General features: G+C 54.1%; 17 protein-coding genes. 4 read left to right on the plus strand and 13 right to left on the minus strand.

Annotated features, from left to right (window positions below):
* Nucleotides 1-260: 260 nt before the first annotated feature.
* The 5 genes from narI to OGY06_RS12540 form a co-directional block, all read right to left on the minus strand.
* Nucleotides 261-938 carry a respiratory nitrate reductase subunit gamma gene (gene narI / locus OGY06_RS12520; protein ID WP_003833386.1) on the minus strand — a complete coding sequence of 226 codons (678 nt, stop codon included), beginning with the start codon at nucleotides 936-938 and terminating at the stop codon, nucleotides 261-263.
* Complete coding sequence (gene narJ / locus OGY06_RS12525) at nucleotides 938-1,648, minus strand: nitrate reductase molybdenum cofactor assembly chaperone (RefSeq protein WP_063940832.1); 711 nt, start codon at nucleotides 1,646-1,648, stop codon at nucleotides 938-940. Before narJ ends, narI begins: the two co-directional genes overlap by 1 nt.
* Nucleotides 1,645-3,183, minus strand: a complete 1,539-nt coding sequence (gene narH, locus OGY06_RS12530; protein WP_003833388.1) for a nitrate reductase subunit beta — start codon at nucleotides 3,181-3,183, stop codon at nucleotides 1,645-1,647. Before narH ends, narJ begins: the two co-directional genes overlap by 4 nt.
* Entirely contained in the window at nucleotides 3,180-6,923 is a 3,744-nt protein-coding gene (locus OGY06_RS12535) for a nitrate reductase subunit alpha (protein ID WP_063940833.1), read from the minus strand. Before OGY06_RS12535 ends, narH begins: the two co-directional genes overlap by 4 nt.
* Before the next feature lie 515 nt (nucleotides 6,924-7,438).
* On the minus strand, nucleotides 7,439-8,830 hold the full coding sequence (locus OGY06_RS12540; RefSeq protein ID WP_003833390.1) for a NarK family nitrate/nitrite MFS transporter: 1,392 nt from the start codon (nucleotides 8,828-8,830) through the stop codon (nucleotides 7,439-7,441).
* Nucleotides 8,831-9,170: 340 nt separating this feature from the next.
* On the opposite strand from OGY06_RS12540, the gene narX reads away from it, so the two are divergent.
* Both narX and narL read left to right on the plus strand, forming a co-directional pair.
* Nucleotides 9,171-10,967 (plus strand): nitrate/nitrite two-component system sensor histidine kinase NarX, encoded by a 1,797-nt coding sequence (gene narX, locus OGY06_RS12545; RefSeq protein WP_286605421.1) that lies wholly within the window; start codon nucleotides 9,171-9,173, stop codon nucleotides 10,965-10,967.
* On the plus strand, nucleotides 10,960-11,610 hold the full coding sequence (gene narL, locus OGY06_RS12550; RefSeq protein ID WP_003833392.1) for a two-component system response regulator NarL: 651 nt from the start codon (nucleotides 10,960-10,962) through the stop codon (nucleotides 11,608-11,610). The genes narX and narL overlap by 8 nt, the downstream gene beginning before the upstream one ends.
* 21 nt (nucleotides 11,611-11,631) lie before the next feature.
* Here the strand turns inward: narL and OGY06_RS12555 are convergent, their stop codons facing one another.
* From OGY06_RS12555 to nasR, 7 genes are all read right to left on the minus strand, one after another.
* On the minus strand, nucleotides 11,632-13,017 hold the full coding sequence (locus tag OGY06_RS12555; RefSeq protein WP_050542097.1) for a YchO/YchP family invasin: 1,386 nt from the start codon (nucleotides 13,015-13,017) through the stop codon (nucleotides 11,632-11,634).
* A gap of 102 nt (nucleotides 13,018-13,119) precedes the next feature.
* The gene (locus OGY06_RS12560; protein ID WP_126957241.1) at nucleotides 13,120-15,720 is read right to left on the minus strand and encodes a nitrate reductase; all 2,601 of its coding nucleotides are present in this window, start codon (nucleotides 15,718-15,720) and stop codon (nucleotides 13,120-13,122) included.
* Nucleotides 15,717-19,781, minus strand: coding sequence for a nitrite reductase large subunit NirB (gene nirB / locus OGY06_RS12565; protein ID WP_286605422.1), 4,065 nt, complete (start codon nucleotides 19,779-19,781; stop codon nucleotides 15,717-15,719). The genes OGY06_RS12560 and nirB overlap by 4 nt, the downstream gene beginning before the upstream one ends.
* Nucleotides 19,782-19,791: 10 nt before the next feature.
* Nucleotides 19,792-20,580: an ABC transporter ATP-binding protein gene (locus OGY06_RS12570; protein WP_003833396.1), complete on the minus strand. Its 789-nt coding sequence runs from the start codon at nucleotides 20,578-20,580 to the stop codon at nucleotides 19,792-19,794.
* Between the two features lie 9 nt (nucleotides 20,581-20,589).
* Nucleotides 20,590-21,465: a nitrate ABC transporter permease gene (gene ntrB, locus OGY06_RS12575; RefSeq protein WP_003833397.1), complete on the minus strand. Its 876-nt coding sequence runs from the start codon at nucleotides 21,463-21,465 to the stop codon at nucleotides 20,590-20,592.
* Between the two features lies 1 nt (nucleotide 21,466).
* A complete protein-coding gene (locus OGY06_RS12580; RefSeq protein WP_126957245.1) occupies nucleotides 21,467-22,726 on the minus strand; it encodes a CmpA/NrtA family ABC transporter substrate-binding protein in 1,260 nt (419 codons plus the stop codon).
* 222 nt (nucleotides 22,727-22,948) lie between these two features.
* Nucleotides 22,949-24,130 carry a nitrate regulatory protein NasR gene (gene nasR / locus OGY06_RS12585; protein ID WP_063940838.1) on the minus strand — a complete coding sequence of 394 codons (1,182 nt, stop codon included), beginning with the start codon at nucleotides 24,128-24,130 and terminating at the stop codon, nucleotides 22,949-22,951.
* A 73-nt stretch (nucleotides 24,131-24,203) separates the two neighbouring features.
* Between nasR and OGY06_RS12590 the strand changes: the two genes are divergently transcribed.
* Both OGY06_RS12590 and OGY06_RS12595 read left to right on the plus strand, forming a co-directional pair.
* Entirely contained in the window at nucleotides 24,204-24,557 is a 354-nt protein-coding gene (locus OGY06_RS12590; protein ID WP_003833402.1) for a DsrE/DsrF/TusD sulfur relay family protein, read from the plus strand.
* 261 nt (nucleotides 24,558-24,818) lie between these two features.
* Entirely contained in the window at nucleotides 24,819-25,064 is a 246-nt protein-coding gene (locus tag OGY06_RS12595) for a DUF1883 domain-containing protein (RefSeq protein WP_003833405.1), read from the plus strand.
* A 54-nt stretch (nucleotides 25,065-25,118) separates the two neighbouring features.
* On the opposite strand, the gene OGY06_RS12600 is transcribed toward OGY06_RS12595, so the two are convergent.
* Entirely contained in the window at nucleotides 25,119-25,814 is a 696-nt protein-coding gene (locus tag OGY06_RS12600) for a gamma-glutamylcyclotransferase (RefSeq protein WP_003833406.1), read from the minus strand.
* Nucleotides 25,815-26,205 lie beyond the last annotated feature (391 nt).

Raw genomic sequence — 26,205 nt, forward strand, 5'->3', positions numbered from 1 at the left:
CAATGCCCTTTATTTGCCTGATGCGCTATGCTTATCAGGCCTACAAACTCGATACGTGCCCCCAATTTGTCTGCTGCGCTGCGCTTATCAGGCCTACAAACTCGATACGTGCCCGCTATTTGTCTGCTGCGCTACGCTTATCAGGCCTACAGCACTCGCTGATACCTTCGTAGGTCGGATAAGGCGCTTGCGCCGCCATCCGGCAAACAGGCATAAAAAAACCCCGCCGAAGCAGGGTTTTGTCATTCTCAAATATACGATTAGTGACGCGCGCGAACAATCTGGTATTTGCGTGTCAGATATTCGACCGGGACGCTCCAGATGTGTACCAGACGCGAGAATGGGAACAACAGGAACAGCGTCATACCCAGCACCAGGTGCATACGGAAAATGAACGCAACACCATCCAGATATTGAGACGCTCCGCCCTGGAAGGTCACCACTGTCTGCGCCCAGTTCACCAGCTTCATCATCTCACTACCGTCCATATGCTGGGCGGAGAACGGAATGGTCAGCAGGCCCAGCGCACACTGGATCACCAGCAGTGAGAGGATCAGAATATCCGCTCCGGTAGTGGTGGCCCGCACGCGTGGGCTGAACAGACGACGTTTCAGCAGCAGTACGCCACCAATCAGACACATCAGGCCACTGGCACCGCCCGCAAACATTGCCATCTTTTGTTTCACTTCAAGCGGTAGCCAGGCTTCATACATCCAGTGCGGCGTCAACATGCCAAGGAAGTGCCCTGCAAAGATACCCAGGATCCCGATGTGAAACAGGTTTGACGCCAGATTCATCCCTTTGCGATCCAGCATCTGACTGGAAGCCGCACGCCATGTATATTGCCCATAGTCATAACGCAGCCAGCTGCCGATCAGAAAGACAGAACCCGCGATGTACGGATAGATGTCAAAGAAGAACGTATTCAGGAAGTGCATTATTGCTGTCCTCCGGTGGTGATATTCAGATACTGCGGCGCAACGGCCCCGGCAAAACGACGCTGGTGAGCGGAGATTTCCGACTCGCCACACCCCTGATCGGCGAAGAATTTCACCTGCTCTTCTTCCCAGACCGCATCCAGCGCTTGTGGAGTATCGTCACGGGCTTCATCCGCAATTTTTTCAGCCACTTTATCGCTGTCGATAACGGTATTCGCCAGTTTTAACAGCAGATCGAACAGCACCGCATAACGGCTTTCACGCTGTTGCAAACGAGCGCTGAGCAGCGCCAGAATCGGCGCAATATCCTGTAAGCCACCTAGCGCTTCGCTTTTCGGCAGTTGCGCAAGGTATTCCAGATACAGCGGCAGATGATCGGGAAGTTCGCGGCTGTCGAGCTGCAAACCGTGCTGCTCATACTGTGCCATCAGGTCAACCATAGCCTGACCGCGATCGCGGGATTCACCGTGAACATGTTCAAACAGCAGCAGCGATGTCGCGCGGCCACGGTCAAACAGTTCGCTGTAGGCGGCCTGCACATCCAGCATGTCCTGCGCGGTTAGATCGCGCAGGAAAACGCCCAGAGCCTGGGCATCCTCTTTATCCAGGTTCTCAGATGACGCGAGTGCATCGAAAAGTTCCTGCTGATGCTGCCACAAGGCAGCATCCGGGTACTCGAGCAGACGCGAAACAATGACGAGTTCAATCATTGGTGCGGCTCCGTTTTGCTGGTCACATCGACAGCGTCGATGCGGCGGCTGTTGAACAGATTGAATTTAGTATCAGAACCGTGGCAACCGTCGCCGAAGGTAAAGCCACAACCGCTTTTCTCCGGGAACGCGTCACGCGCCAGTTCACGATGGCTGCTCGGTACCACGAAACGATCTTCGTAGTTCGCGATTGCCAGGTAACGATACATTTCCTGTGCCTGTGCTTCGCTTAAGCCCACCTCTTCCAGTGCACGGGTATCAACTTTGCCGTCAACAGTTTCCGCACGTTTGTAGTGACGCATTGCCAGCATACGTTTCAGCGCCAACAGTACTGGTTGGGTGTCACCTGCGGTCAGCAGGTTCGCCAGGTACTGAACTGGAATACGCAGGCTGTCAACATCCGGCAGAATACCGTTGCTGCCCAGCTCGCCCGCATCAGCAGCTGACTGAATCGGTGACAATGGCGGCACGTACCAGACCATCGGCAGTGTGCGGTATTCCGGATGCAGCGGCAGCGCCAGCTTCCAGTCCATCGCCATTTTGTAAACCGGAGACTGCTGTGCGGCATCAATGACGCTCAGCGGAATACCATCTTTCAGCGCCTGTTCAATAACAGCCGGATCGTTCGGATCGAGGAACACGTCCAGTTGACGCTGGTACAGATCTTTCTCGTGCTCGGTGCTTGCTGCACTTTCGATCGCATCTGCGTCATACAGCAGTACGCCGAGGTAACGGATACGACCTACACAGGTTTCGGAGCAAACGGTCGGCTGACCGGCTTCGATACGCGGGTAGCAGAAGATGCACTTCTCAGATTTCCCGCTCTTCCAGTTGAAGTAGATCTTCTTGTACGGGCAGCCGGTGATACACATACGCCAGCCGCGGCACTTGTCCTGGTCGATCAGCACGATGCCATCTTCTTCACGCTTGTAGATAGCGCCGCTCGGACAGGTCGCCACACACGCCGGATTAAGGCAGTGCTCACACAGACGCGGCAGGTACATCATGAAGGTGTTTTCGAACTGACCGTACATCGCCTTCTGCATGTTTTCGAAGTTCTGGTCTTTGGCGCGTTTTTCAAACTCACCGCCCAGAATTTCTTCCCAGTTCGGACCGCTGGTGATTTTATCCATTCGCTGACCGGTGATCAGCGAGCGTGGACGAGCAATTGGCTGTGCTTTGCTGTCTGCCGGGGCGTTATGCAACGTCTGGTAGTCAAAATCAAACGGCTCGTAGTAATCATCCATGCCCGGCAGATGCGGGTTAGCAAAGATTTTACCCAACAACAGCGCTTTGTTACCCATGCGCGGCTGCAGTTTGCCGTTGATTTTACGGATCCAACCGCCCTTCCATTTTTCCTGGTTTTCCCAGTCGTTCGGGAAGCCAACGCCAGGCTTACTTTCGACGTTGTTGAACCAGGCGTACTCCATACCTTCACGGCTGGTCCAGACGTTTTTACAGGTCACTGAACAGGTGTGGCAGCCGATGCACTTATCGAGATTCAGCACCATGCCGACTTGTGAACGAATTTTCATTTTACGCTCTCCTGTACCTGGTCATTGCCTTCGCCATCCAACCAGTTAATGTTCTTCATCTTACGTACAACTACGAACTCATCACGGTTTGAACCGACGGTACCGTAGTAGTTAAAGCCGTAGGCCAGCTGCGCATAGCCGCCGATCATATGGGTCGGTTTCGGCGTAATACGGGTCACCGAGTTGTGGATCCCACCACGCTGCTGGGTGATTTCTGAACCCGGCAGGTTAACGATACGTTCCTGCGCGTGGTACATCATGGTCATCCCGGCCGGTACACGCTGGCTGACAACTGCACGTGCCGTCAGCGCACCGTTGCTGTTGAAGACTTCGATCCAGTCGTTATCTTCGATTCCCAGATCCTTCGCATCGACTTCGCTCATCCACACAATCGGGCCACCGCGTGACAGCGTCAGCATCAGCAAGTTGTCGCTGTAAGTGGAGTGGATACCCCATTTCTGGTGCGGCGTCAGGAAGTTGAGCGCTTTTTCCGGGTTACCGTTAGATTTCTCGCCGATCACCGCTTTCACCGAACGGGTGTCGATTGGCGGACGGTAAACCAGCAGGCTTTCACCAAAGTCACGCATCCACTGATGATCCTGATACAACTGCTGGCGACCAGACAGCGTACGCCATGGGATCAGCTCGTGAACGTTGGTATAGCCGGCGTTATAAGACACGTGTTCATCTTCCAGTCCTGACCAGGTCGGGCTGGAGATAATTTTGCGCGGCTGCGCCTGAATATCGCGGAAGCGAATTTTTTCGTCTTCTTTATTCAGCGCCAGATGCGTATGGTCACGACCGGTAAATTCACTCAGCGCAGCCCAGGCTTTAACGGCTACCTGACCGTTAGTTTCCGGCGCCAGCGTCAGGATCATCTCGGCTGCATCAATTGCGGTATCCAGCATCGGCTGGCCTTTTGCCGGACCTTCAGCCTTGGTGTAATTGAGCTTACGCAGCAGATCCATTTCGCTCTGGGTATTCCAGGCAATCCCTTTACCGCCGTTACCGATTTTTTCCATCAGCGGGCCGATGGAGGTGAAACGCTCGTAGGTTGCTGGATAATCACGCTCAACGGTCATGATGTGCGGTGCGGTAACACCAGGAATCAGGTCACATTCACCTTTTTTCCAGTCCTTCACGTCCAGCGGTTGTGCCAGTTCTGCGGCAGAGTCGTGCTGAATTGGCAGCGTAACGACGTCGGTTTCTTTACCGAGATGACCCACGCAAACTTCAGAGAATTTCTTGGCGATGGCTTTGTAGATTTCCCAGTCGCTCTTTGATTCCCAGGCCGGGTCAACGGCCGCAGACAGAGGATGAATAAACGGATGCATGTCCGAGGTATTCATATCGTCTTTTTCATACCAGGTTGCGGTCGGCAGCACGATGTCGGAATACAGACAGGTGCTCGACAGACGGAAGTCCAGCGTGACAACCAGATCCAGTTTGCCGTCCAGGCCGTTATCCTGCCATTCCACTTCTTCAGGCTTCACGCCGCTCTGCTGGCCGAGATCTTTGCCCTGAATACCATGTTCAGTACCCAGCAGATACTTGAGCATGTACTCGTGGCCTTTACCGGAAGAACCGAGCAGGTTAGAACGCCAGATAAACAGGTTGCGCGGATGGTTTTTACCGTTTTCCGGCTGCTCTGCCGCAAAGCGAATTGAACCTTCTTTCAGGGATTTAACGGTGTAATCCACCGGCGTCATGCCTGCTTTCTGCGCTTCTTCGGCGATACGCAGCGGGTTAGTCCCTAACTGCGGCGCAGATGGCAACCAGCCCATACGTTCAGCGCGAACGTTAAAGTCAATCAAATGACCGCTGTAGCGGGATTTGTCTGCCATCGGGGACAGCAGTTCCTGCGCAGTAACCGTCTCATAGCGCCATTGGCTGGAGTGGTTATAGAAGTAGGAGGTGCTGTTCATATGACGAGGCGGACGCTGCCAGTCAAGAGCAAACGCCAGCGGCTGCCAGCCGGTTTGCGGACGCAGTTTTTCCTGGCCGACATAGTGGGCCCAACCGCCGCCGCTCTGACCGATACAACCGCAGAACACCAGCATATTGATCAGGCCACGATAGTTCATATCGAGGTGGTACCAGTGGTTCAGGCCCGCACCGACGATGATCATCGAACGACCGTGTGTTTTATCGGCGTTATCCGCAAATTCACGGGCAATGCGCACGATCTGAGAGCGAGATACGCCAGTGATTTTTTCTGCCCATGCCGGCGTGTACGCTTTCACGTCATCGTAGCTGGTCGCGCAGTTTTCGTCGTTCAGACCACGTTCCAGGCCATAGTTAGCCATGGTCAGGTCGTAAACGGTGGTCACCAGCGCGGTAGAGCCATCGGCCAACTGCAGGCGTTTAACCGGCAGTTTGTGCAACAGAATATTTTCCAGCTCTACTTTACTGAAGTGCTCGGTGCCTTCGCCGCCAAAGTACGGGAAGCCCACTTCAGCGATATCGTCCTGGCTACCCAGCAGGCTGAGCTGCAGTTCGGTTTCATCACCGGACGTACCATCGCGTTGCTCAAGGTTCCATTTGCCCTTTTCGCCCCAACGGAAACCAATTGAACCGTTTGGCGCAACCATTTCGCCGTTGCTGTTGATAGCGACGGTTTTCCATTCTGGGTTATTTTCCTGGCCCAGAGAGTCAACCAGATCCGCCGCACGCAGCATACGACCAGCAGCATAGTAGCCGTCACGCTCTTCGAGCATCACCAGCATTGGCATGTCGGTATAACGACGAACATAGTCGGTGAAGTACTGGCTCGGGTTATCGAGGTGGAACTCGCGCAGCATGACATGGCCCATCGCCATTGCCATCGCCGCATCGGTTCCCTGCTTCGGTGCTAGCCACAGGTCGCAAAGTTTGGCAATTTCTGCGTAGTCCGGAGTAATCGCTACCGTTTTGGTGCCTTTATAGCGAACTTCAGTAAAGAAGTGTGCATCCGGAGTACGGGTCTGCGGTACGTTAGAGCCCCATGCAAGAATGTAGCTGGAGTTATACCAGTCGGCAGATTCCGGTACGTCGGTTTGCTCGCCCCAGGTTTGCGGGGAAGCCGGCGGCAGGTCACAGTACCAGTCGTAGAAGCTCAGGCAGGTACCGCCAATCAGCGACATATAGCGTGCGCCGGAAGCATAAGAAACCATCGACATCGCTGGGATCGGAGAGAAGCCTGCAACTCGGTCAGGGCCATAGGTTTTGATGGTGTAAACGTTAGATGCAGCAATCAGTTCATTCACTTCCTGCCAGGAAGAACGAACAAACCCACCACGACCGCGCGCTTGTTTGAAGCTTTTTGCTTTGTCGGCGTCTTCGATGATGGATGCCCATGCGTCTACCGGATCGCTGTGCAGTCTTTTTGCTTCACGCCACATCTTCATCAGACGTTTGCGCATCAGCGGGTATTTCAAACGGTTAGCGCTGTAGAGATACCAGGAATAGCTTGCACCACGTGGGCAGCCGCGAGGCTCGTGGTTAGGCATATCTGGACGCGTGCGTGGGTAGTCAGTTTGCTGGGTCTCCCAGGTCACCAGACCATTTTTCACATAGATTTTCCAGCTGCATGAGCCCGTGCAGTTTACCCCGTGGGTTGAACGCACGATTTTGTCATGCTGCCAACGCTGGCGGTATCCGTCCTCCCAGTCCCTGTTGGTATTGAGAAGCTGGCCATGCCCATCGGCAAAGGTTTCGCCCTTCTGTTTGAAGTAGCGAAACCGGTCCAGGAATTTACTCATCGGTTTTCTCCTGTAGGAGCCTGACGGCTCTCTGATAAATCGACATTGCTTGATTGAGAGCGAAGGTAACGCTCTGAAAGGGCGTGAGAATTGATAACGATCAAGGCATGCAGGGATGAAAAATGAAGGTTGGTTTTTACATACCCCCAAAGTGGGATATTGTTTTTTAACGTAATATTTTGAATTTAAAGGATTTTAAATAATTCACTTATCATACAAATGTTAAATTCTTTATAAGTGGGTATTAAGGGGTATCCCCCCTGCTTAGCATATTGCGAGTACCGTTCTCACAGGCTGTTGCCATTTCACAATACACAAGTATGTTGTAACTAATTACAGATAAAAAAAAGCGCGGTCTAACACCGCGCAATGGATAATCAACCTACACGTCATCATTCAAACGGCTTCTGCGTTGGCTGAGCTTGTTCTCCCCAGTCACATACTTCAGTAAGCTCCTGGGGAATCCTCACTTGCCGCCTTGATGCAGTTCGAATGATTTTGTGTATACAGCTTTTTTACTTTTTAGAATGACGTCCGTACACCGCCCAAGTGATGACCACACAAGCGACATAGAAGATCAGAAATACTTTCATCGCATCGACCGGCGAACCGGTTAACGCCAGAGACGTACCAAATGCTTTCGGGATAAAGAAGCCGCCAATCGCACCAATGGCTGAGATAAAGCCCAACGCTGCCGCAGTGTCTGTTGCTGCTTCGCGCATTGCTTTCTCTTCTGAACCGCCTTCAGCTTTCACTCTGTCCATCGTCAGCTTGCGGAAGATAACGGAGATCATCTGGAAGGTTGAACCACTCCCCAGACCAGCCGTCAGGAACAATGCCAGGAACACCGCAAAGAAGGCGATAAAGTTGCCGCCAACGCCGTTTGATGGCAGCGTCAGGAACAGTAAGGCACTGAAAATTGCCATCAGCACGAAGTTCACCAGCGTTACACGGGTTCCGCCCAGACGGTCAGAGATTGCGCCGCCCGCTGAACGAGCCAGCGCGCCAATCAACGGTCCAAAGAAGGCGTAATGCAGGATCTGTACCTCAGGAAACTGCGTTTTTGACAACATGGCAAAACCGGCAGAGAAACCGATGAATGAACCGAAGGTTGCCAGATACAGCAGGCTCATAATCCACAGATGCCCACGTTTCAGCACCGGCAATTGCTCTTTCAGCGACGCTTTTGAGGTTGCCAGTTCATTCATACCAAACCATGCAGCCAGCGTTAACACCGCAAGGAACGGTACCCAAATCCATGCGGCGTTTGCCAGATACAGCTGCGTACCATCCGGTTGTTCAACCCCGTGGCTACCAAATGCGGCAAAGATTGACAGTGAAACCACCAGCGGCGCAACCAACTGCATCACGCTGACGCCCATGTTGCCCAAGCCACCGTTCAGACCCAGCGCACCACCCTGTTTCTGTTTTGGAAAGAAGAAACTGATGTTTGCCATGCTGGACGCAAAGTTCGCACCGGCGAAACCGCACAACAGAGAGATAATAATAAAGGTACTAAACGGCGTGGAAGTATCCTGCACCGCAAAACCTAACCATACGCAAGGAATGATCAGGATACCGGTGCTAAACGCTGTCCAGCGACGTCCACCAAACAGGGGAACCATAAAGGAGTACGGAACACGCAGCAGCGCGCCGGACACAGAAGGTAATGCCGTCAGCATGAACAGCTGTTCAGTGGTGAAATCAAATCCGACTTTCGGTAAGTTCACCGCCACGGCGCTAAATAACATCCACACGCAAAACGCCAGCAGCAAGCAAGGGACGGAGATCCACAGGTTACGGCTGGCGATTCGTTGACCACGCTGCTGCCAGAAGGCGGGATCTTCCGGCCGCCATTCGGTAATTACAGCTCCAGATGCCCTTTCCGGGGCAGATGAGTGACTCATAGACACCTCTGATACTTGTTTCGATGCCTGCAACATTAGGGTTTACAGCTGGAGGTAAGTTGATATAAATCAAAGGAAAAGGTGTCATTATTCATGCCTAAAATTTATCATTACCCTAAATGAGTACATAACTTCGGTAAAAAAGATGTGGTTTTTCACGCTTCTGTCGCCCCCTACTCCCCCTCGCCCAGGATCTCTCCCTCCACTGGCAATTAAGAGGTAGCCCGTTTGAGGTATGGGTATACTCCAGTGTATCGCCGAGAATAACGCCACTGCCTGCAGCAGAATCGTCATTCAATAAGGTTTTCTGTTCGACGAAAACCCGAAGGAACAAGTCACCATGTTTAAACGTTGTCTCTCCCCGCTTACGCTGGTCAACCAGGTGGCGCTGATTGTTTTATTGTCCACAGCCATCGGCGTGGCGGGTATGGCTATCTCCGGCTGGCTGGTTCAGGGCGTTCAGGGTAGCGCCCATGCAATCAACAAAGCGGGATCGCTGCGCATGCAGAGTTATCGCCTGCTGGCAGCCGTACCGCTGGACGCTAGCGATCAACCGCTTCTGGATGAAATGGAGAAAACGGCGTTTAGCCCGGAGTTGACGCGTGCCGCAAAGCGAGACGGACAACAGGCGCAGTTAAAAGCACTACAGGATTACTGGCACACTGAACTGGCGCCGGGGCTTGCGCATGCGCAAACGCCTGATGCGGTAGCGCAGGATGTGACGCGCTTTGTAGGCGGTCTGGATAAGCTGGTTACCGCCTTTGACCATACCACTGAATTACGCATTGAACGCGTCGTCCTGCTGCATCGCCTGATGGCCATATTTATGGCATTGCTGTTGGTTTTCACCATTATCTGGCTGCGCGTGCGCCTGTTAGAGCCGTGGAAACAGCTGCTGGCGATGGCGCGAGCCGTCAGCCAACGTGATTTTACCCAACGCGCGCGTATCAGCGGGCGTAATGAGATGGCCGCTCTGGGCTCGGCACTGAATAATATGTCGGAAGAACTGGCCGAAAGTTACGCCGTGCTGGAACAGCGGGTACAGGAGAAAACGGCGGGTCTGGAGCACAAAAATCAGATCCTTTCTTTTCTGTGGCAAGCCAACCGCCGCCTGCACTCTCAGGTGCCGTTGTGCGAACGCCTCTCTCCGGTACTGAATGGTCTGCAAAATTTGACCTTGCTGCATGATATTGAACTCCGGGTTTACGACCTGGAAGATGAAGACAATCATCAGGAATTTACCTGTCAGTCCAATGCCAGCTGTGATGAGAAAGGTTGCCATCTTTGTCCTCGCGGAACGCTGCCCGCGATTGACGGCGGAATCACATTGAAATGGCGGCTGACCGACGCGCATACCCAGTATGGTATTCTGCTCGCCACCTTGCCGAACGGACGCCATCTCAGCCACGATCAGCAGCAACTGGTTGATACCCTGATTGAGCAACTGACCGCAACGCTCGCGCTCGACAGACATCAGGAGCGTCAGCAGCAGTTGATCGTGATGGAAGAGCGTGCCACCATTGCACGCGAACTTCATGATTCTATTGCACAATCGCTCTCTTGTATGAAGATGCAGGTTAGCTGTTTGCAGATGCAGGGCGATGCGCTTTCAGATAACTGTCGCGAGTTGCTCAGCCAGATTCGTAACGAGCTGAATGCTTCGTGGGCACAACTGCGTGAGCTGTTAACCACCTTCCGTTTACAGCTCACAGAACCTGGATTACGGCCGGCGCTGGAAGCCAGCTGTCAGGAGTACAGCGCCCGTTTTGGATTTACGGTTAAGCTGGATTATCAGCTACCGCCACGCCTGGTCCCTTCGCATCAGGCGATTCACCTGCTACAAATTGCGCGCGAAGCCCTGAGTAATGCACTTAAACACTCTCAGGCCAATGAAGTGGTCGTGACGGTGGTGCAAAATGGCAAGCAGGTCAAACTAACAGTGCAAGATAACGGCTGCGGCGTACCGGAAAACGCCGAACGCAGTAACCACTACGGCATGATTATAATGCGCGACCGTGCGCAGAGCTTGCGCGGCGATTGCCGCGTACGCCGTCGCGAGACGGGCGGTACTGAAGTTGCTGTCACTTTTATTCCCGAAACAAACTTCACAGAAGTCCAAGGAGATACCCATGAGTAATCTGGAACCGGCAACCATCCTGTTGATCGACGATCATCCGATGCTGCGAACCGGTGTAAAACAGCTTGTCAGCATGGCGCCCGATATTACCGTTGTCGGCGAAGCCAGCAATGGTGAGCAGGGTATCGAGCTGGCTGAATCCCTTGATCCCGATCTGATCCTGCTTGATCTCAACATGCCCGGCATGAACGGCCTGGAAACTCTCGATAAGCTGCGTGAAAAGTCACTGTCGGGCCGTATCGTTGTGTTTAGCGTATCCAATCATGAAGAAGACGTAGTTACTGCACTGAAACGCGGCGCTGACGGTTATCTGCTGAAAGATATGGAGCCTGAAGATTTACTCAAAGCCTTACAGCAGTCAGCGGCCGGTGAAATGGTGCTGAGTGAAGCCTTAACACCGGTTCTGGCCGCCAGCCTGCGTGCTAATCGTGCAACGTCGGACCGTGATGTCACCCAACTGACACCGCGTGAGCGCGACATTCTCAAGCTCATTGCCCAGGGGCTGCCGAACAAGATGATCGCCCGTCGTCTGGACATCACTGAAAGTACGGTAAAAGTCCATGTGAAGCATATGTTGAAGAAAATGAAGCTCAAATCACGCGTCGAAGCCGCGGTATGGGTACATCAGGAACGCATTTTCTGATAACGCGTTGATGCTTCATTGCTAACGAGGATCATTTTCCGAAACGGTAATAAACGGTTCGGTCAGTGATAGCGTGATCTCATTGGAAGAGACACGCTGACCCTGCTCATCTTCTACCACCACAGACAACCGCCAGCGGTTTGTCGCGCCTTCGCTGCTGTCCCACTTCGGCATAATAATCGTCCAACCTTGCACGCTTCGGTTATCGCTACCCGCCGTTAAACTCAACGCCTGGGTATCACCCTGCCAGGTTAAATGGCGGATCCCATGCAAACTACGCACCTGCAGCTTCAGCGCCACCGACTCACCAGACTTGAGATCCCAGGGCGGCGTGGCCAAAAATACCGACAATGTTTTACGCTGACGATATTCCAGCGTCGGCAGATTGTTACGCTGCGGATCGTCATAACGACTGCCGCGCAGCGATCGGCTGTTTGCCACCTCGCTGACCATCAGTTGTTTTTTTAGCGGTACGCCAAATCGGTAATTCAGCGTTAAGCCGAGGTTATTCTGGCTGATTCCGCTTTCGCCCTGCTTATGTTGTGCCGTCACGGTAATCAACGGCACCGGCGTATAGCTCAATCCCAGATTCACCGCCACAGGATTGTGGTACCCGGTTCCGGAATGAAACAGATCCACCCGGTCGCCAAAATACTGTTCCACGCTGACGCTGGTATTGAGGTGTTGATAGAACGGCATGCGCATTTGCGCAGTCAGGTCGTAGCCGCGGGCCATCCGTTGTTCCTGGGTTGCGGAACGCTCCTGCCAGGAGGACAACGGTTGGTAATAGTTAGCGGATAAGCGCAAGTATTCGCCCCACGCCTCAGCGCCAAGGCCTCCCCGGGGCAGATTTTCATCCAACAGGTTGTCATAAAAGGTGTTGTAACCCAGAAACCAGCCGTCGCGTACCCAGCGCTGCCCAATCCCCGCATTGCTGACTAAACCTTCGTCCTGTTGCGTCAGCCCCAACTGGCTCCAGGTAAGATAACGTGGATTGTCCTGCCATGGGATAAACCAGCTTCCCCGACTTCCGGTAAAGCTGCCTTCGTTATCCACCTGCAATCCAACGCTGGCGTTTCCCCAGGGAGAGAGCCAGGATTCCAGTTGCTGATTAACCTGTTCGCTGACCGTGTCACGCACCTGACCAAATGCGAACTGCTTCGCCTGTTCACCCGTATCAAGCCCGTTATCGGTCATGCTGGCTTCACCAAACGCTTTGACCATTTCAGCAAAGTGCTTTTCGCCTGCCCGCGACTCCGGCGCCAGACCGAGATCGGGTAAACCATCACTATTGTTATCGAAAGGGTTTTCGGCCTGGTAAATAAAAGATGTCCGTGCGCTGGCAATACCGCCTGCCAATGGCAAGAGTAGGAGAAGAGAAAATCTGCAGCAAACAAAACGGCTCAAATCGTTACTGGCTTTTATATCATTGAATTTGGGGACCACAGCGTAAATCCTACCTGTCCGACGTCCCCTTTGCAGCTTTTTCTCAAATTTTCAGGAATATCCTTAATCATTGAGTGTAATTTTTTGTGCCAGTAATGTCTTCAGTTCCGGAATACACGAGCCGCAATTACTCCCGCAACGTAACGCTTTTCCCAATGCCTGAACCGTATCACAACCGTTAGCGATAGCCTGGGTAATGGCCTTTTCTCCTACGCTGTAACAACTACAAATAGTCGCGCCCTTATCAGCCGTAATACCACCGGGTTTCCCGCCCAACAGGGCATGACGAGTCTGAGCGTTTTCCGGCGTTTGCATGAATGCGCAGAGGATCGCCGCATCATCAATCTGCGGCAGCGTTGCCGCTGACCAGAGCCCAAGCATCAGCTTTCCTTCATGCCAGGCCAACAGATTCAGTCCCTGCTCCCATTTCGCCTGCTGAAGTTGCCAGCCTTGCGTCACACAATATTGTTGCAGCCACGCAGAAATATCGCTGTCGCCCGCCAGCGTATAACGCACGGCATTGTCAGCACTTTTGCGCCACCAGTGAACGAACCCCGGTAACGTCAGCGCGGAGCGACAAAACAGCTCTCCCTGCCACCGGGGCTGCCATGCCATAATGCGCACCGCTGTCTGTTTGCTTTCCGGCTGTCCAGAGTCAGGGTCACAAATCGGCGCCACCAATGCATTTACCCGTCCTTGACGGGCAAAATGATTATTCCAATGCATTGAAGTGAAGACGTTCCCTGGCCGCTGCCCACGGTGAATGGTCACCCTACCAACCATTACGCCGCGCGGGGAGTTAACCCGGCATAGCGCACCTTCATTCAGCTTTAAGCGATAGGCATCCTCTGGTGCAATTTCTACCAGCGGTTCATTGATGTGCTGCATCAGGCGTGAAATCGTCCCCGTCCGCGTCATAGTGTGCCACTGATCGCGAATGCGACCACTATTTAGCACCAATGGATAGAGGGCATCACAGGCAGTTTTCATCCCCTGTGGCGTAACAGATACCAGGCGTAAACGTTGGTTACCACGCCACCCCTGCCAAAAATTTAGCGTTGATGAGCCGGTACTCACTGGCCAGCGAACCGGCGTCATCTCATCCCACTGTTGATGCGTCAGCTCCGCTAACGCGCCGATATCAAATGCACGTTCCCCCCTGTTTTCATAACCGGAAAGCGCCGCATGTTCACAAAATACCTCCCATGCGCTTTGCCAGCCAAACGCATGGGCAAAACCCAACTGTTTCGCTATTTGCGCGACGATCCACCAATCCGCCCTCGTCTCACCCGGCGCTGGTAAAAATGCGCGCTGGCGCGAGATCCGTCGTTCTGAGTTCGTCACCGTACCGTTTTTTTCGCCCCAGGCCTGAGCCGGAAACCGAATATGCGCGTAGCGGCTGGTGTCTGTGTCTGCCACGACTTCAGAGACAATCACCAGTGGACAGGCTGCCAACGCCTGGCACACGGCATGGCTGTCCGGTAATGACACCGCCGGGTTTGTCCCCATGATCCATACCGCTTTAACGTCGCCTTTACCGATCGCTTCAAACAAATCTACGGCCATCAAACCAGGCGTCTGCGCCAACCTTTCAGTGCCCCAGAAGCGGGACAGGCGGGCAAGATCCTGGGGTTCAAAATTCATATGCGCCGCCAGCTGCGTCGCCAACCCGCCAACTTCCCGGCCGCCCATCGCATTGGGTTGCCCGGTCAGCGAAAATGGGCCGCACCCCTGTCGACCAAACTTACCGCTGGCCAAATGCACGTTAATAATCGCATTACACTTATCGCTACCGCTGGCAGACTGGTTAATGCCCATGGTGTATAGCGTGATGGCTGTTGGCGCGCGCATAAACCAGTCATAGAAGGTGACAATATCGGCAACATCCAGCCCGCAAAACTGCGCCACACGCGCGAGGCTCCAGTCGCGCGCAATAGCAAACGTTTCTGCAGCGTCATCAAATTCACTTTGCGCATTACCCTCAGCCACAATCCTGTTCAGTAAGCCAACAAACAGCCCAGCATCGCTACCGGGCAGCAGGGAAAGATGCAGATCGGCGATATCACAGGTTGCGGTGCAGCGAGGATCGATAACCACGACTTTCATCGACGGATTAGCATTACGCGCCTGCACCAGACGCTGATACAGCACCGGATGCGTCCATGCTGCATTCGATCCCACCAATACCACCAAATCACTGCATTCGATGTCCTCATAACTGCAGGGCACGACATCCGCTCCTAGCGCCCGCTTGTATCCGGTCACCGCAGACGACATACAAAGCCGCGAATTGGTATCAATATTGGCCGCGCCAATGAAGCCTTTCATCAGCTTATTCGCCGCATAGTAATCCTCCGTCAGCAGTTGCCCGGAGGCATAAAAGGCTACGGCATGCGGGCCATGCTGAGCGATGATAGCGCGCAGACGTTCACCGGCGGTGTCCAGCACCTGCGACCAACTCGCCGTTTCGCCATCCACCATCGGTTGCAACAACCTGCCGCTAAGTCCTGTGGTTTCAGCCAGCGCCGCGCCTTTGACGCATAAGCGGCCAAAGTTTGCCGGATGTTCGGGGTCACCTCTGACGGTGACGCCATTATTGTCTACCTGCGCAATCACGCCGCAGCCAACGCCACAGTACGGGCACGTTGTACGAGTCTCACTCATGATGCCTCCGCCCGCAGGATCAGCGCCTGAGTTCCCACCCACACTTTGCCCGCCTCCACTTTCACCGGCCAGGCGCGTACCGCCTGTTCTCCGCTGTCATACTGGCGGCCATCGCGCAGACGAATACGTTGTTTATACAGCGGCGAGATAACAATCGGCTCACCCTGCACATCCCCCAGAATACCGCGCGATAACACCTGCGCAGCGCTACCGGGTTCAAGGTTATCAAGGGCATAAATCGTCTGCCCAAAGCGGAATAATGCAATTTGCACATCTCCCAGACGTGCGCCAATACCCGCCTGCTCAGGGATTGCATCAAGGGTGCATATCTCCTGCCAGGGTTTTGTCGGTAATGACTCACGGCCCCTGGATGCAGGTTTAGCCAACTGCGGTTGCCCGCGTAAAGGCGCGCGGGCAACCGTCTCATCCGCCTCATCACTATTGATATATGAACGAAACAGCGCCAGACGCTGCGGGCTACTGAGCGTGGTTTGCCATTCGCACTGGTAGCTTTCCACAACCCGCGCCATCTCTTGTTCCAGTTCACTGGCAATCCCTAAACTGTCGTCGAGGATCACTTCACGCAAATACGCAATGCCCCCTTCCAGGTTATCCATCCAGGTGCTGGTACGTTGCAGACGATCCGCGGTGCGAATGTAGAACATCAGGAAACGGTCGATAGTGCGCATCAGCGCGGTATCATCTAAATCACTGGCAAACAAATCGGCATGGCGTGGTTTCATTCCTCCATTGCCGCACAGATAGAGATTCCAGCCTTTATCCGTCGCAATGACGCCCACATCCTTGCTCTGTGCCTCGGCGCACTCCCGGGTACAACCGGACACCGCCATTTTAATTTTGTGTGGTGCACGCAACCCTTTGTAGCGATTTTCAAGCATCACCGCCATTGCCGTTGAATCCTGTACGCCGTAGCGACACCAGGTCGAGCCAACGCAAGACTTCACCGTTCGCAACGACTTCCCGTACGCATGCCCTGTTTCAAACCCCGCAGCCACCAGTTCGCGCCAGATATCAGGTAACTGTTCCAGACGCGCGCCGAAAAGATCCACCCGTTGCCCGCCGGTGATTTTGCTGTACAGCTGGTAACGTTTCGCAATCTGTCCTATGGCGATCAGGCCGTCCGGTGTAACCTCTCCCGCAGGCATACGCGGGACCACAGAATAGGAACCGTCTTTTTGAATATTGGCAAAATAGCGATCGTTCGTGTCCTGCAGCGGTAAGTGCGCAGGTTTAAGCAGATACTCATTCCAGCAGGACGCCAGCACTGACCCCACCAGAGGTTTACAGATTTCGCAGCCGTGACCATGGCCGTAACGGCTAATCAACTGTTCGAAAGTATGGATATGGTTCACCCGTACAAGGTGATAAATCTCCTGGCGCGACCAGGGAAAATGTTCACAGATATCCTTTTTGACCTCAACGCCCTGGGCCGCAAGTTGGTGCTCCATCACTTGTTGCACCAGCGCGCTGCATCCGCCACAACCGGTCGCTGCTTTAGTGCACTGTTTGATGGCGCCAATGTCCGTCGCACCAGCACTTACCGCCCTGCATATATCGGCCTTACTGACGTTATGACAAGAGCAGATTTGCGCTGTATCGGGCAATGCCGCAACCCCAAGCGCTTTTGGCGCACCGCCCGCCAGCGCGGGCAGGATCAGCGATTCCGGCTGACCAGGAAGCGGCATCCCATTCAACATCATTTGCAATAGCGTGGCGTAATCGCCAGCATCGCCAACCAGCACTCCGCCCAACAGCGTTTTGCCCTCTGCGCTGACGACGATCTTTTTGTAGATCTGCTCAGGACCATGCGTCCATTGATAGCTTTTCGCGCCCGGCGTACGGGCATGCGCATCGCCAAAAGAAGCAACATCAACGCCCAGCAGCTTGAGCTTGGTGCTCATATCCGCCCCGCTAAAGCTGACATCTTCTCCGGCCAGCTGTGCGGCGACTACCCGCGCCATTTGATATCCCGGCGCGACAAGGCCAAAGACTCGCCCTTCCCACAGCGCACATTCGCCGATTGCAAAAATGGCGTCATCTGACGTGCGACAGTGGCTATCGATACAAATCCCACCGCGTTCGCCAATATCTAAACCGCTGCGACGCGCCAGCGCATCCTGCGGACGAATACCCGCAGAAAAAACCACCATTTCGGTTTCCAGCTTTTCGCCGTCGGCAAAGTGCAGTACCAGTCCGTCAGTGGTACTTTCAATTTCCGTGGTTGATTTTGCGGTGTGGACGCCAACGCCAAGCGCCTCTATCTTTTCTCGTAACATCGCGGCACCGGCGTTATCCAGCTGCACCGCCATCAGATTAGCGGCAAACTCAACAACATGCGTTTCCAGACCAAGCTGACGCAGCGCGTTCGCAGCCTCCAGACCAAGCAGGCCACCGCCGATCACCACCCCGCGGCGCGCACTTTTCGCTTTCGCTGCAATGGCATCTAAATCGTCCAACGTACGATAAACAAAGCAGGCGGGTGAGTCCCCACCTTTCACAGGGGGGACAAATGGATACGATCCGGTGGCAAGTACCAGCGAATCCCAGTGGGTTTCATGTCCGTCGGCGTTGCGGATGACGTGCATCTCACGATCGATCTCGGTCACGCATTGCCCCAAACGTAGCTCTATGCCATTACGGGCAAAGAAATCATCAGCGACAAGCGAAAGTGATTGCGCGCTGCGCCCGGCGAAATACTCTGACAGATGCACCCGGTCATAGGCGGCATAACGTTCTTCGCCAAACACCACAATGTGATAATGCAAATGCAGATTACGGCTAACGCATTGCTCAAGAAAATGGTGGCCAACCATACCGTGTCCCACAACAGCCAGTGTCGGTTTTGTCATCGTCATCTGTCCTGCAGCCGATGGCTGCGTATCAAAGCGGTCGAAGAGCCAGTCGGAGTGTGCTGTCGCCCCCTGGGCCAGCAAATCGGTTAATGGCGCTGCGCTATGGCAATCGCCCATCAGCAGCACACCATGGAGTTTTCCATCACGCGTCAGCAAGCGGCGATAGTGCCCGCTGAGCGGATCGTATGTGCTCAGGGTGGCATCCGTCGCCGTCGTGTCCGTTACGCCTGCACTAAACAGATCAATTCCCGTCACCTTGAGGCGCGTTCCACTCGCCTGCCAACCAAATCCGGCACCGATAAAACCCGCTAGTCGCGCAGCCAACACCTCAGCCTGTTTCAGGCACGGCGCAACCAGTCCCCACGTCTGGCCGTTAATCTCGCAGCATTCCCCGACGGCGCTAATGCCGGGCATTGAGGTGCGAAGCTGTTCATCCACCACAATCCCCTGCTGACAAACAGCACCGCACTCCTGCGCCAGGGAGATATTGGGTTTAACCCCCGTGGCAATCACCACGCCATCCGCCGCAATACGCTGGCCATCCAGCAACGTTACGCAGTCGGCTTCGATACTGACGAGCCCAGAACTAAGCTCGCAGCGAATACCACGTCCTGTTAGTTGCGCCTGCAGCAGATCGCTGGCCTGTTGATCAAGCTGTTGTTCCATCAACCTTCCCGCGCGATGAATCAACGTGACATCGTCACCGTGAAGACGTAAGGCTGCCGCGGCCTCCACGCCGAGAACGCCACCACCCAGCACCACCTTTGGCCCAGACTGCTGGAGAATCGCCTCGACATCCTGCATCGTGCGAAAAGCATGAACATGCGGTTGTTGGACGCCTGGAATGGGCGGAATAAACGGATACGATCCGGTGGAAAATACCAGCTCATCCCAGAACAAAAGCCGTTTTGTGGTGGTCAGGCTGCGGCTGGTGGCATCAACGGCCAACACAGCTTCATCGCTCAGAACCGTCACGCCGTGATCGAGATACCACTGCGCCGGATGAAGCAAAGTTTGCGCAAAGGGCTTTTCTCCCCCCAGCACCGGTGAAAGTTGGATCCGGTTGTAGGCAAGCTGCGGCTCTTCACCAATAACGGTGACGGAAATGCCGCCGTTTTTGTACATAACAAGCGCCTCAATCAGACGAGTTGCCGCCATGCCATGACCCACAATGACCAGTCGCGTCATCTTCCCCTCCTTACGCCGCCTTCGGCTGTTTCTCATATAGAAAATGGAGAATGCGTTGTCGCAGGTGGTGGTATCGGCTGTCATCGGCAAGCTGGACCCGATTGCGTGGGCGCGGTAAATCAACCGTCAAGATCTCGCCCACCGTCGCCGCTGGCCCGTTGGTCATCATCAGAACCCGGTCGGAAAGTAGCACCGCTTCATCAACGTCGTGAGTGATCAGCACAATGGTGGTATTCAGCGACTGCTGGATGTGCATCACCGTATCCTGCAAATGTGCCCTGGTAAGCGCATCCAGTGCGCCAAACGGTTCATCCATAAGCAGGACTTTGGGTTTCATCGCCAGTGCCCGGGCAATACCCACGCGTTGCTTCATCCCACCAGAGACTTCACCGGGGTGTTTGTGCATCGCGTGCCCCATCTGGACGCGGTGCAGGTTGTGTTCGATCCACTCACGTCGCTCGGCTTTACTCATGGTGTGGCGAAATACCTGATCGACGGCCAGGGCTACGTTGTCGAAACAGGTCAGCCACGGCAGCAGCGAATGATTTTGGAAAACGACCGCCCGCTCAGGCCCCGGCCCGGCGATTTCGCGGTTATCGCAAATCAGGCCACCTTCAGTTGGTAACGTAATGCCGGCAATCAGATTCAAAAGCGTCGACTTTCCGCAACCGGAGTGACCAATCAAACTCACTGTCTCCCCTTCATGGATATCAAAAGAGACATTGTGTAGCGCGAGGAACTCACCGCTGGCGGTCGAAAAACGTTGGCTGACCGCCTGGACCTGAATAATGGGTTTCATGTTGTCTCCTTATTTTTCCTGCCAGCTATAACGACGTGCCACCAGCATTAGCCCCTGCTCAAGCAGCAGACCGACAACGCCGATGATGACGATAGCGATGAGAATGTTTTCGACGTTAAGGTTGTTCCACTCATTCCAGATCCAAAAACCAATCCCTAACCCGCCGGTGAGCATTTCTGCTGCCACAATCACCAACCAGGCGATGCCAATCGACAGGCGTACGCCAGTGAGGATCGCCGGAAGCACGGCGGGGAAAAGTATCCGCCGCATCACCGTCCACTCAGAGAGTTGCAATACGCGAGCTACGTTGAGGTAATCGTCAGGGATTCTCCGCACCCCTTCGGCGGTGTTGATCACCATCGGCCATATAGAGCAGATAAAGATGGTCCAGCTCGATGCGGGTTCCGCTTTTTGAAACAACAGCAGTCCAATCGGCAGCCAGGCCAGCGGACTGACCGGGCGCAACAGCGCAATCAGCGGCGAAAACATGTGCGAAAAGAAGGTGAAACGCCCAATCAGAAAGCCCAGCGGAATCCCCACCAGCGCCGCTAATCCGAAACCGATCGCGACCCGTTGCAACGACGCCAGCACGTTCCAGCCGATACCCATATCATTCGGCCCGCCGTTATAGAACGGATCGGCAAACAACGTCAGGGCTGAATCCAGGGTGCTCAGCGGCGTCGGAAATCCTTTGCTGTTGATGGCGGCAAGTTGCCAGCACACCACCAGCAAGGCAATCCCCAGCAGAGCGGGTACGGCTCGCCTGAGCCATGCGTTTAACCATAATGACCACGGCATTTTGCGCTTTCTGACCTTCATCGTTGATAGCGTTATGACTTCACCAACTGCCGGCTCAGGGGATTTAAGCTGCGTATTTTGTTTCATCTCAGGCTCCTGTACGGTGGAGGGTAAAACTGTTGGCATAGGCTTCTGGATTGCGGCCATCCCATACGGAACCGTCCATCAGCGTACTGGTTCGTAGCAATTTCGCAGGAGGTGTTATCCCACCAACCGCCGCTGCCGCATCGCGCCAGATGTCGGTCCGGTTGATGCGCGCGGCAATGGCTGCATAATCCGGTTGCTGCTTCAACAATCCCCAACGGCAGAACTGGGTCAGAAACCACATGCCATCGGAATGCCAGGGGAAACTCACCTCGCCGTCGCGAAAAAAGCGGATGGCATGCGGATCCTGCCAGCGACGACCGGCACCGTTGTCGTACTCGCCCAGCATTCTCGCCGTCAGATAGCTTTCTTTGGTATTGAGCCAGGCCCGGCGCGCCAGAATTTGTGCTGTTTCGCGTTTATTGGCTTCACTGGCGTCTATCCAGCGCGATGCCTCAAGCAGCGCGCTAACCAGTGCCCGGGCAGTATGTGGATATTTTTCTACCCACTCCCGGCGCGTACCGAGTACTTTTTCCGGATGGTCGGGCCAGATATCCTGGGACGTCGCCGCGGTAAAACCAATGCGGTCGTTGATCGCCCGCGCATTCCACGGCTCGCCGACGCAGAAGCCACTCATATTGCCAATGCGCATGTTCATCACCATTTGCGGAGGCGGTACCACAACGGTGCGAACATCGGTGAAAGGATTGATGTCAGCGCTGGCCAGCCAGTAATAGAGCCACATGGCATGTGTGCCTGTGGGAAAGGTGTGCGCGAAGGTATAGGTTCCGGGCGCCTGCGAGACGATCCGTTTCTTCAGCGCAGACGCATCGGTAATGCCCTGCTCCAGCAGCGTTGCGGAGAGCGTGATCGCTTGACCGTTCTGATTGAGCGTCATCAGATTGGCCATGGGCTGCGCTTTACTGGCAATACCCAGTTCCAGGCCATACAACAGGCCGTACAGAACATGAGCCGCATCCAGCTCTCCAGAGACCAGTTTGTCACGCACTGCAGCCCAACTGGCCTCTTTGGTCGGCACCAGCGTAATGCCGTATTTTTTATCAAAACCTTTCAACGTGGCGATAACCAGCGGCGCGCTGTCGGTTAGCGGAATAAAACCGACCCGAACGGTAGTCATCTCCGGCGCATCAGACCCTGCCGCCCAGACCGAAGACATCAGTCCTGGAATCAGCGAGCTGGCCCCCATCACGGCACTTGCCTGTAAAAACCGCCGCCGCGTTAACGAAACTGTTCTGTCACCCATACATGCTCCCCATAAAAAAAGGCGTCCAACAATGCCTAAGCATTGCGGGACGCCTTTATCCTCAAAACAGTCAGACCGCCGTTGGCCTGCTGCTAAATTGTCTGTATGAGTGAATGCAATTCAGATGCCAGAATTACACTGGCGGTATTAGCGGGTTCGACGCGTACCAGACGCCGCGGTGCACCCAAATATGGCAGACACTGCCCGCCTGTTGTGCAGTCGCTATCCCTGCATCAGGGATTTAACGGTAAGCAATGCCCGGGCGATATCGACCATCCGTTGGTTTTTATCCATCGCCATTTTTCGCAATAGCTGCCACGCCTGTTCTTCGCTGACCTGCTGGTGATTCATCAGGATGCTTTTTGCTTTATCAATCACCTTGCGCTCCTCTAAGGCGTCCTGCAATGAGGCAAGTTGGGCGCTCATTTGCTCCAGCTGGCGAGCCTGCTGGCGAACAACCCGCAATAATTGTTTATCCCGGCGCAGCGAGAGGGGTTCGTCAGCACGGTCGTCAAGCCAGTTGTCGAGCGGCAAAGCGTAGGTTTCTTCCGCCAGCCGACGCGCCACGACATTCAGCAATTCGGTAATCAACATCTCTTCGAGATGGCGTAATTGTTCAAGCCGCTGCGTTTGCAGGGTAAACCAGCGTAGCGCGCGTTCACCGTTATCGAGTTGGGGTTGTCGCGTACAGGCCTGGCGTCGCAGTTGTTCGATGGCGCCCGATGCCTCGCATTGCTGACGAAAATGCTGCACCAGTACAGGCGAAGCCAGGGAGATAAAGGTATCAAAGCACGGCTGCTGCCCGTCTATTCTGTCCACCAGTTCCTGGCGCATTTGAGGGTTAAATTCGCCCTGGGTAAAGCCAATGGCCCCTAACGCCCGCTCTTGTCCTACCAGCTCTTTACCCTGCATAAAACTGTACAGCGCCACCAGCCCACCTGCGACATGGGGATAATCAATGCTGTCGTTAAGCTGCGGCACAATACCCAGCAGATGGCGTAACGTCCGGCTGTACTGCTCCATCGCCTGCTGTGCATCGATAGTCTGCCCGCTGACAGACTCACGCAGCGTCGTTAGCTGATCGAGGCACCAGACGGTGCCAGCAATACGGTGGCACAACGCGCTGCCCGCCACCGGCATAATGTGCTGGAAAAGGATATGCAGTTGCCGACACTCTTCATCCACCAGCGCCCGACTGGCACGGACCTCCCGATCATAAAGCGTACCTTGAGAACACAACCAGATATTGGATGCACCGCGTTCGCACTGTAGCATATGCACCAGATGGCTAATGCGCATCACCAACTTACCGGACTGTGCCAGTTGGCGAAGCTGGGTGTTCTCAAGCTGGCGGGCATGGCGAAACCATTGCGTCGCGCCGAAATTTTGTGCATTTGTCATCATCTCTGCCCTCACCGATAACGGGTTATCCCTGAGGACAAGCAATATCCATGCCCCCCTGACAACAGGAGTAAAAATGCAAAAGATAGTGATCGTCGCGAACGGTGCGGCCTATGGAAGCGAATCGTTATTTAACAGCCTGCGTCTGGCCATCGCCCTGCGCGAACAGGAAGCGGATCTCGACCTGCGTCTGTTTTTAATGTCGGACGCGGTAACCGCGGGATTACGAGGTCAGAAACCTGCAGAAGGATACAATATTCAGCAAATGCTGGAGATCCTGACGGCGCAAAATGTGCCGGTCAAACTGTGCAAAACCTGCACCGATGGCCGTGGGATCACGACGCTGCCGTTAATTGACGGAGTAGCCGTCGGCACGCTGGTAGAACTGGCTCAATGGACGCTGGCTGCAGATAAAGTGCTGACCTTCTGATACACCGCTTCAGGCAAGCTCACTGAAAGTGTCGATAATTTCCGGATTTAATCGTAGATGGGCGCGGTTTCGTTGAACGTTAGCACGCCCTTTCAACCCTTTTGAGGGATTTTGTCACTTTTGTTTAATCGTTATGCCATTTTTTGATCAAAATCAGCATCCTGTTGCTCCCCCTTTGGTGTTATGCAATGAGTGAAATGTGAACAACATCACGCAGCACTTTCGACAGAAAGTACGTTGTTTTCAAGAACGGGGTGAAAAATGGCATTAGTGAAGGCGAGTTTAAAGTTATTTGGTGGCGATACGGTGGTTGTGCGCTGTTCCGAGCGCTGTCACATCCATCTGATGAGCGAGAAAAATCACGTCAAAGACACGCAGTCCGACATTTTAAGCGTGCAGGATCGTGATAACGCATGGTTAACCGTACCGTATACCGGCGTATGGAATGTGCTGATCGACAGCCATAGCCAGTCGCTCGAGCATTCAATAAGTTATATTGCAGCCTAAGCGTTAATTGCCCGAAAAGCGCCTGGCTTTCGGGCATTCAGTTCCTGGCTGGATTCAGGCAAACCCTGGACGCATAACACCTTCCGGCAGATTCTCTCCCAACAATCGTTTGACCGTGATCACCAGATCGTTAAGACAATCATCCTGCATCCCCAACTTGACCAGCTCTTGTTCCAGTGAGAACAGATACTGGGCGTTGGTGCCTAAAGGTCCGCTCGCCGTGGCGATAAGCGGCGCAATCACCTGCGCGCGCGTGTCTGACTCAAACAGCGGATGACGCGGATCCATAATAAAGACCAGTGCGTTCACCGTCCTACCGTCATCAAGCGCCAACTGACACCAGGTCGGCAGATAACAGCCGGTGATCATTTCTCGCTTCCACAGCAGTGAAAGCTCTTGTTCCAGGGACGCGTCCGGCAAACGGTAGGCCACACCGGTGGTGCGTCCGCCTTCTTTCAGGGCCAGCATACGTCCTGGCTGACACGCCGTTCCTCGCCCCGCCGTCAGACGCAGGCAAAAGGCACGGTGCCAGCCGACTAACGTCCCGGTACAAGACTCTTCAAATTCTAAGGCCGGGTTCCACATCAATGATCCATAACCGAAGATCCACACCGGTCCATCATCTGGTCGGCAAGCGAGCGTGGCAGCCAGTGAGGCTGCACGTTGTTCCGCTGACCAGAGTAGTGATTCTTCAATAGCACCAAATGCCGTCTTACAGTCGGCATTCAATAAAAAATCACGCGTTAACACCTTACACCTCCGCCACTGCTGCTTCCCTGCGACAACTTTTTTGACGCCTTCCGGGCTTTTTTACTGCTCATTTTGAAACCAATAGCTGGACAATAGGCAATTCACCGCTCGCTTGCAAGGGAACAAAGTGTCAACGGCACTTTATATCCTCTCGTGGTGGTACGTCCTGCACTATCATTTGTATCAGTACGATCATCAATTTTTGTGGATGCTAAAATCTAATGTATTGTTATTTAAATATTCTCTAAACAAGATATGCAATTTCATTCGCTCGGATGCAAAAAATGGTCCATGCCGTAAAATTACGTAAAATCAGATCGGAAATACCGAAAGTTCTGTTATTTTTTACATTCTTTAATACTTTTATAATTATAAATACCTGCAGAGATGG

Source organism: Citrobacter sp. Cpo147, assembly GCF_030332405.1.
Taxonomy (GTDB): domain Bacteria; phylum Pseudomonadota; class Gammaproteobacteria; order Enterobacterales; family Enterobacteriaceae; genus Citrobacter; species Citrobacter portucalensis.

Bases quoted from the DNA above. Each gene is read 5' to 3' on its own strand.
- narL (WP_003833392.1), top strand. From the start codon at position 10,960: ATGAGTAATCTGGAACCGGCAACCATCCTGTTGATCGACGATCATCCG.
- nirB (WP_286605422.1), bottom strand. From the start codon at position 19,781: ATGACGCGACTGGTCATTGTGGGTCATGGCATGGCGGCAACTCGTCTG.
- narJ (WP_063940832.1), bottom strand. From the start codon at position 1,648: ATGATTGAACTCGTCATTGTTTCGCGTCTGCTCGAGTACCCGGATGCT.
- OGY06_RS12570 (WP_003833396.1), bottom strand. From the start codon at position 20,580: ATGAAACCCATTATTCAGGTCCAGGCGGTCAGCCAACGTTTTTCGACC.
- OGY06_RS12580 (WP_126957245.1), bottom strand. From the start codon at position 22,726: ATGGGTGACAGAACAGTTTCGTTAACGCGGCGGCGGTTTTTACAGGCA.
- OGY06_RS12540 (WP_003833390.1), bottom strand. From the start codon at position 8,830: ATGAGTCACTCATCTGCCCCGGAAAGGGCATCTGGAGCTGTAATTACC.
- OGY06_RS12535 (WP_063940833.1), bottom strand. From the start codon at position 6,923: ATGAGTAAATTCCTGGACCGGTTTCGCTACTTCAAACAGAAGGGCGAA.
- narI (WP_003833386.1), bottom strand. From the start codon at position 938: ATGCACTTCCTGAATACGTTCTTCTTTGACATCTATCCGTACATCGCG.
- ntrB (WP_003833397.1), bottom strand. From the start codon at position 21,465: ATGAAACAAAATACGCAGCTTAAATCCCCTGAGCCGGCAGTTGGTGAA.
- OGY06_RS12560 (WP_126957241.1), bottom strand. From the start codon at position 15,720: ATGAGTGAGACTCGTACAACGTGCCCGTACTGTGGCGTTGGCTGCGGC.
- nasR (WP_063940838.1), bottom strand. From the start codon at position 24,130: ATGATGACAAATGCACAAAATTTCGGCGCGACGCAATGGTTTCGCCAT.
- OGY06_RS12590 (WP_003833402.1), top strand. From the start codon at position 24,204: ATGCAAAAGATAGTGATCGTCGCGAACGGTGCGGCCTATGGAAGCGAA.
- OGY06_RS12595 (WP_003833405.1), top strand. From the start codon at position 24,819: ATGGCATTAGTGAAGGCGAGTTTAAAGTTATTTGGTGGCGATACGGTG.
- narH (WP_003833388.1), bottom strand. From the start codon at position 3,183: ATGAAAATTCGTTCACAAGTCGGCATGGTGCTGAATCTCGATAAGTGC.
- narX (WP_286605421.1), top strand. From the start codon at position 9,171: ATGTTTAAACGTTGTCTCTCCCCGCTTACGCTGGTCAACCAGGTGGCG.